This is a genomic window from Blautia glucerasea, from assembly GCF_013304385.1.
Lineage (GTDB): Bacteria > Bacillota > Clostridia > Lachnospirales > Lachnospiraceae > Blautia_A > Blautia_A ammoniilytica.
In genome coordinates this window covers 1-6,372 of the sequence record NZ_JAAITU010000078.1, presented here as the reverse complement: position 1 = coordinate 6,372, position 6,372 = coordinate 1, and the positions used below count along the sequence as shown (strand labels likewise).

Below are 6,372 nucleotides of genomic sequence, written 5' to 3'. Positions count from 1 at the left end.
TGGTTGTGGTGACTTAACAATACTACTTGTAGGACTTGGTTTCCACTGCTTTTTATTAAAGTATAAAGAAAAACTGCGCCATAGCCTTGGCAGGCCATCGCGCAGCGATTTTGTTCAACTTGAAGTTAGCGATTTCTTTTTCCGGTATTCTCTGTCCCACGGATTTCCTCATGATAGAAATAATCTATGATCACCGGATGCCCCTGCGGGACTCTGCCATAAGGCATTTCATTATCCACAAAGGCACAATCATACTTCTTAGCCATTTTCTCAGCTTTTACTTCAAGTGCTTCAAAGTAGCTGCGGTTATGCTTGTTATAGATCTCGTCGTAAAGTGGTACAAGATCAGGATATTTTCCGGCGATATAATCCATAATTGTCTTTTTGAAACCGCCTCGAAGATTGAGATTTTCGAGCCAGAACAGATCGCACTGATCCTTTACCCGCTCAAAGATTGCTTCAAAATTCGTGATACCGGGGAATACCGGGGATACGAAACAGACTGTACGGATACCTGCCTCATATACCTGCTTCATAGCAGCGATACGATGCTCAATGCTCGAAGCAGAATCCATATCGTTCTTGAAATTTTCATCTAGTGTGTTGATCGACCATGAAACGGTTACACGTCCAAGTTTCTTCAACAGATCAATATCCCGTACCACAAGATCCGACTTTGTGCAGATCAGAATATCTGCGTCACTGCCGATCAGCTGCTCCAGAAGTTTTCTGGTATTCCCGAATTGCTCCTCCTGTGGATTGTAGCCATCTGTCACAGAACCGATGACCACCCGCTGTCCGGCATATTTCTTCGGATTTTTAATTTCCGGCCAATGCTTCACATCAAGGAAAGTGCCCCATTCCTCCTTGTGCCCGGTAAAGCGCTTCATAAAAGAAGCATAGCAATACTTGCAGGCATGTGTACAGCCCACATAGGGATTGACCGAGTAACCGCCTACCGGCAGACTAGACTTAGTCATGATGTTCTTTGTTTCCACCTCACGAATGAAGATTCCATTTATTACTTCTTCCATGATTTCTGTACCTCTAACACTTTATTAAATTCTTCCGGCATTTCCTGAATCATATTTTCATCCCCTATGATAGGGACAAGGTCTTCCTTCATAAACACCGGAATGCCGAGCTTATGTGCCTGGTCCTTCAGAGACCATGCCCATTCCGGCTCCGTATGAATCTTCCTGCTCTGAGCTCCGGTCATGGTGCCCACAACGATCCAATTGATTTCGGAAAGGTCAACTGTGCCGGGATCATCGAATAACGGCTCAAAGGTAACATGGTAATGTTTTGCTCTGACGTTTTTCCGAAGGGCGTCGATACGCCACCGTTCTGCTTTCCTCGTCACCGTAACGCCAAACCATGCGTTTTCCAGATCGGTATCAAAATCCAGCAAATCAGGTCGCTTGGTAAGGAACAGGAACTGATGCTGTGGATTTTCACGGATCTTTGCAAATACCTCGTCTCTCCATTCCGGCTTCCATCCAGAGAGATCGCTCATGCCGGTAAGAAGAAAGTTCTGCGGACGTTTCTTTTCCATCATCTTGAGCTTACCCGGAAAGAATTCAGGGTCAGCGAAATCATCAATCATATGCCAGCGTTTCACGTTGTTGCGGGCATAGCAATATGTACACCCCACTGTGCAGCCAATGACGATATTCATGTTCTGAATCTGATCTTTGATACAAATACTCATGACTTCTGCCACTCCTCAAGATTCTTTCTGATACGGTCGAGGCATTCCTCAAACCGGGTAATTTCTTCCTCTGAAAAACCTTTGTAGTAAATACTGCCCATCTCATCAGATACAGAATCGTACTCGCCCTTTAAGGCATGTGCTTTCTCAGTCAGAAACAGGAGCGTTTTCCTTTTGTCCGTTTCAGACTGAACACGGCTTATCAGCCCTTGATTTTCCATTCTTTCCAGCATCGTAGTAAGAGATGTTATCGCTAATCCGCATTTAGTCGAGAGTGACCTGATTGAAATACCATCCTTCTGCCACAGCACATAAAGAATACGCCCCTGGGCTCCATTAAACGCATCAATATTCTTTTCACTGAGAATCTTCTCGAAAATCCGGTCTCCAAGCTGTTTTATTTTGGTAACAAGAAATCCTCCATTCATTTCCATACAAAATCTCCTATATAGTAGTTTATTAAAAACATACTATATAGGAGCTTTATTGTCAACAGTTTATATGTCTTAATAGGTAAATTCCGTTTTTTCAATTCTCCAAACTGGAATTGAGATTTCATATATTCCAAGGGATTTAATAACTGTTATATTTTATTATCAAATATCTCTCAATCCCTTGAAAACACAAAGTTTATCGCAGGTGAGCTTTCCCTTATTGTTTCCCTTGTATTATATTGTCCCATGAGTGTTTACGAACTCTGATAAGGGCAAAAACAAGGGAAAGAAAATCCAATAAAACAGTATAACACAAAATAAAAAAACGACATGGTGAACTGATTGAAATGCTTCTACTCATATCTCCATTTACATTTTATTATTTCTAAAATTTAGAAATTCGCACTGTTATTTGTAAATGGAGATTGATTCATCTAAAATTATTTTATTGTCGACTGTATTTTACTGCTTTCACGACTGTCTCAATGCCATTAATTGTTAATGCCAAAATAATGATTGAGAGAAATACCTTATTAAAGTGTATAAAAACATGTGAAATAACTTCTGCATCCGTTCCAAATAACTGCTCAATACCATCAAAAAATTCACTATTCATAATCCTATCATTTAACAGCCAAATGCTTGTTAATGCTCCATCAATAATATTGGTGATAATGGTAACAAGCATCACCCTTTTGGTATAGCTACCATCAATAAGTCTCACACTGTCCTTTGTAACACCCAAAATTCCAAATGCAAGAATAAAATACCATGTTTGTCTGATATATTCTAAATTAAAAAGTGGTTCATACACACCTACCCCATTTTTTACAAATGCAATACATAAAATCTGTGGGCATACAAGAAATACAAGAGTGAAGATAACCGAAAAAACAATTCCTATAATCGCATCTGCTTTTGAAATTCTATTAGACTTTTGTGGAACAGGAGGCAAATTATCTATTCCATCATTTAACCCATCCACCTTAATTCCTTTTTTATAAAAGAATGCAAATAATAATGTCACAAATGCAAATCCTGTCAATATACCACCAAAAATCCCACCGATGGTTCTATAGATAGCTGTATACCAGATTGTATGCGATGTTAATGCTGCCATGATTTGAGCAAGTAACATTCCTCCACTGATGCATACTGTCACAATTTTCAATACATACACATATAAACTGTAATACGGCTGTCCAATCAAACAATCCTGTGTTTCACCTTTATATTTCGAAGCTAACTCGTTCGGGGTTCCCAGTTCCGTTAGAACAACTTTGATATCACGCTCAGTTGGAGTAACATCCTCACATCGTTCCTCCAACATATCTTGTATGATCGTCTCTAATTCCGCCGCCACATCTTTTTTCATGGCAGATTTCATATGTTTCGTAACTGCATAAATGTATCTGTCGATCAAATCATTTTTTACCATCTATTCTTCCTCCATTAAAACATTGAGTGACTGTGAAAATTTTTTCCAGTGTTCTTTAATTTTTTTATAAACCAGCTTCCCATCTTCTGTGATGATATAATATTTTCTTGGCTTCGTTGCCTCAGTTTCCCATTCACTTTTTAGCAGACCTTGACTCTCTAGTCTTCTCAGTAGAGGATATAATGTATTACCTTCTATCGAAATGCCTTTTCCTTCTAATTCCTTTACCAATGAATATCCATACATTGGTTTATTTAGTTGTGCTAACACTACCATGATGAGCGTGCCTCGTCTGAATTCTAAAATTAATCCTGAAACAATTTCATCACAATTCATCCAATCTCCTCCCTTCAGTATCCTTTATTTAAATTCACTGTGTTTATTGCACTGTATTGTGTGTCGCACACTATGTGTTTAACATAGTATACTGTGTATCGCACATTATGTCAATAAGTTTATCCTTTGCATTTCAAGTTTTGCATCACTACCATTGTTTATAGCTCCTATTAACAAACAATTCAAAGAAAATCAGCTTTAAATTTATCTGAAAATGCAGTTTGATATAAATCTCTAATAAACTCCATAATTATGTGCCACGAAACATCAACAGCATAAGAATAATTTTTTTGATATGTTTTCCATAAATTTTCCATAACAGAACTTGTTTCTATTTCATTCAATATTTCTCTTATCTCATTAGATTCTATCAGGTCTAATGTTCCACGTTTTCTTGCGGTTGCTACAAGCGCATTCCATAGTATTTCTTTATTGAGTTGTTCTCCATGTAATTTTTGCAAGATATAAATATCATAAAAATCTCTCATTCGTGTATTCGTGACATTTCGACTGATAACAGTTTCCAGTTTTTCAGCCAATACAGTCTCTAAATTGTATGCCCATACTTCAATTGTACGATCTTCAAGCATAAGATTGAAGCTATATCTTATTTCTTTCGGTGTAATTACATCCCCTGTGGAAATATCAATTTTTAATGGTGTGATGACACCATCAAACTTGGTTTCCATACTCACTCGTACTCCCGGATAATCTGCTTCTTCCATGATTTCCGATATTCTTTTAATGCAAAATGAAACGCCATCGTCTATAGGGATTGTTATAATATTTGATATAATCGTCTCCACATCCGTCAGACTAACATTAGCACCTTTTATGGTTGCATCCAAATCCATAGTAGCTCTGGCATCCAGACCAACCATTGCTGCCACCAGCATTCCACCTTTTAATATAAATTTGTCTTTATACTCTGATAAAGAAATTCGTTCCAAAAAACGTTCCATCATATAATTCCGCATCAAAATCTGTGCATCTGCGGATTTTTTCTTTGACATATTACGAATTAAATCCTTTAATTGTCTTGCCGTTGTTATCATCTAAAGTAACACCTCCAAATATGGTCTAAGTATGTTTTCAACATGAAACATAGTTGCGTATTTCATAAGCATCCGTAAGTTTTTATCCTTACGTTTTGCATATTGTTTCAATGCGTCTTGAAAGACCTGCATTTCAACATTTTTTCTGCTGCGAAGCAGATCACAAATTGTCCGCTCCATATCATAAACCGGAACTGAATGCCCAAATGGTGTCTGCATAGTCGTAATCCCTGTTTCATGTAAATCCTTTTTAATTGTATACACTTGAAAACCGTCTTCCTGCAAACGGCTCGGATTATACCCGGTTCTTACAGTTATAGTATATTTCAAAGGCTCTCTGTCTGTTAAATCGTGGAAAAACAATGCAGTTTCATGAGAAAACACAGCCTGACTACAACGTAAATGCAAAATATACATCGCATCTGTCCATGTATCTGGTGATACATACACACCATGAGCAGCTTGTTCCAATCCTCGTTCTTTTACATAAGAATAAAATACAGGCTTACTAATTCCATTATCTATAACTTGAAAGGTCTGAATTATTCCGCCATATTCATTCAGCAATAAATCTAATTGTTCAAACTGAGTCATATATATTCTCCTTTCGTGCTAATATAATAATACATATTAGCACGAAAGTAAATACATATAATACCAATAAAATATTTATATTTTTATGTTAATGATATCCCCTTGTTTCTCGCCATCCTTTTACATACCACCTGATTCCAACATATACCAGTTGCACGAATAATAAGAGAAATAGCATATTGATCGGCAAGACTGTCTTTATCCAATCCTCAAAGTAGATTGCTATTGCCATGCTTATAAGTATTACCAATATGGTAATCATATCCCAACAGCACTTCTTATATAACTCTGCAATCTTTATCCCTATAAACGCTACAAGTATTCCCGCACCCACCAGACATCCACCGCAGATCAGTATTCTTATCAGCCAGTATATAATTCCGGCAATGACAGGATTAGATATTTCATCACTAATCTGTGCCACATTCTTTCCTGTCAGTACAATACAGCCAGCAATGGTCTGTATTAAAGTTGCGATTATATCAAAGAATCTTCCACAATCAGAAATAAATACATTTGACCGTATCATCTGAAAAAGAGTAGTTGATGCGGAATACCATATCAGCAGAAACATCAATGCTTCATACATGACTGTTTTTGCTTTATATCTACCTGAAAGTTTTTCTCTCTGCATATCATACTTTTCCTTAGCTCTCAGATAAGCTGTCTGGTTACAATTCTGACACTTTTGATAGAGTACCGGCTTTTCAACCGGTAGCTCTACTTTTTTCTGATGGGAGAGTGCATAGTCCCGTTCCTGTTCTGCCTGCCTTAGCTTATCTTGACATTCCTCTGTCATGATTT

8 protein-coding genes are annotated in these 6,372 nt (G+C 37.6%); all 8 read right to left on the bottom strand.

Annotation, left to right across the window (positions count from 1 at the left end; all coding sequences use genetic code 11):
* Positions 1-125: 125 nt before the first annotated feature.
* Positions 126-1,034: a radical SAM mobile pair protein B gene (locus G5B11_RS18065; protein ID WP_173729261.1), complete on the bottom strand. Its 909-nt coding sequence runs from the start codon at positions 1,032-1,034 to the stop codon at positions 126-128.
* On the bottom strand, positions 1,022-1,711 hold the full coding sequence (locus tag G5B11_RS18060) for a radical SAM mobile pair protein A (protein ID WP_173729260.1): 690 nt from the start codon (positions 1,709-1,711) through the stop codon (positions 1,022-1,024). The genes G5B11_RS18065 and G5B11_RS18060 overlap by 13 nt, the downstream gene beginning before the upstream one ends.
* Positions 1,708-2,145: a radical SAM mobile pair system MarR family transcriptional regulator gene (locus tag G5B11_RS18055; RefSeq protein WP_004844961.1), complete on the bottom strand. Its 438-nt coding sequence runs from the start codon at positions 2,143-2,145 to the stop codon at positions 1,708-1,710. The genes G5B11_RS18060 and G5B11_RS18055 overlap by 4 nt, the downstream gene beginning before the upstream one ends.
* Before the next feature lie 445 nt (positions 2,146-2,590).
* Complete coding sequence (locus G5B11_RS18050; protein ID WP_173729259.1) at positions 2,591-3,583, bottom strand: hypothetical protein; 993 nt, start codon at positions 3,581-3,583, stop codon at positions 2,591-2,593.
* Positions 3,584-3,919: a PadR family transcriptional regulator gene (locus G5B11_RS18045; RefSeq protein WP_173729258.1), complete on the bottom strand. Its 336-nt coding sequence runs from the start codon at positions 3,917-3,919 to the stop codon at positions 3,584-3,586.
* Between the two features lie 182 nt (positions 3,920-4,101).
* The gene (locus G5B11_RS18040; RefSeq protein WP_173729257.1) at positions 4,102-4,974 is read right to left on the bottom strand and encodes a nucleotidyl transferase AbiEii/AbiGii toxin family protein; all 873 of its coding nucleotides are present in this window, start codon (positions 4,972-4,974) and stop codon (positions 4,102-4,104) included.
* Positions 4,975-5,568: a type IV toxin-antitoxin system AbiEi family antitoxin domain-containing protein gene (locus G5B11_RS18035; RefSeq protein WP_118444898.1), complete on the bottom strand. Its 594-nt coding sequence runs from the start codon at positions 5,566-5,568 to the stop codon at positions 4,975-4,977.
* Positions 5,569-5,656: 88 nt separating this feature from the next.
* Positions 5,657-6,367, bottom strand: a complete 711-nt coding sequence (locus G5B11_RS18030) for a DUF6040 family protein (RefSeq protein ID WP_173729262.1) — start codon at positions 6,365-6,367, stop codon at positions 5,657-5,659.
* Between the last annotated feature and the right edge of the window lie 5 nt (positions 6,368-6,372).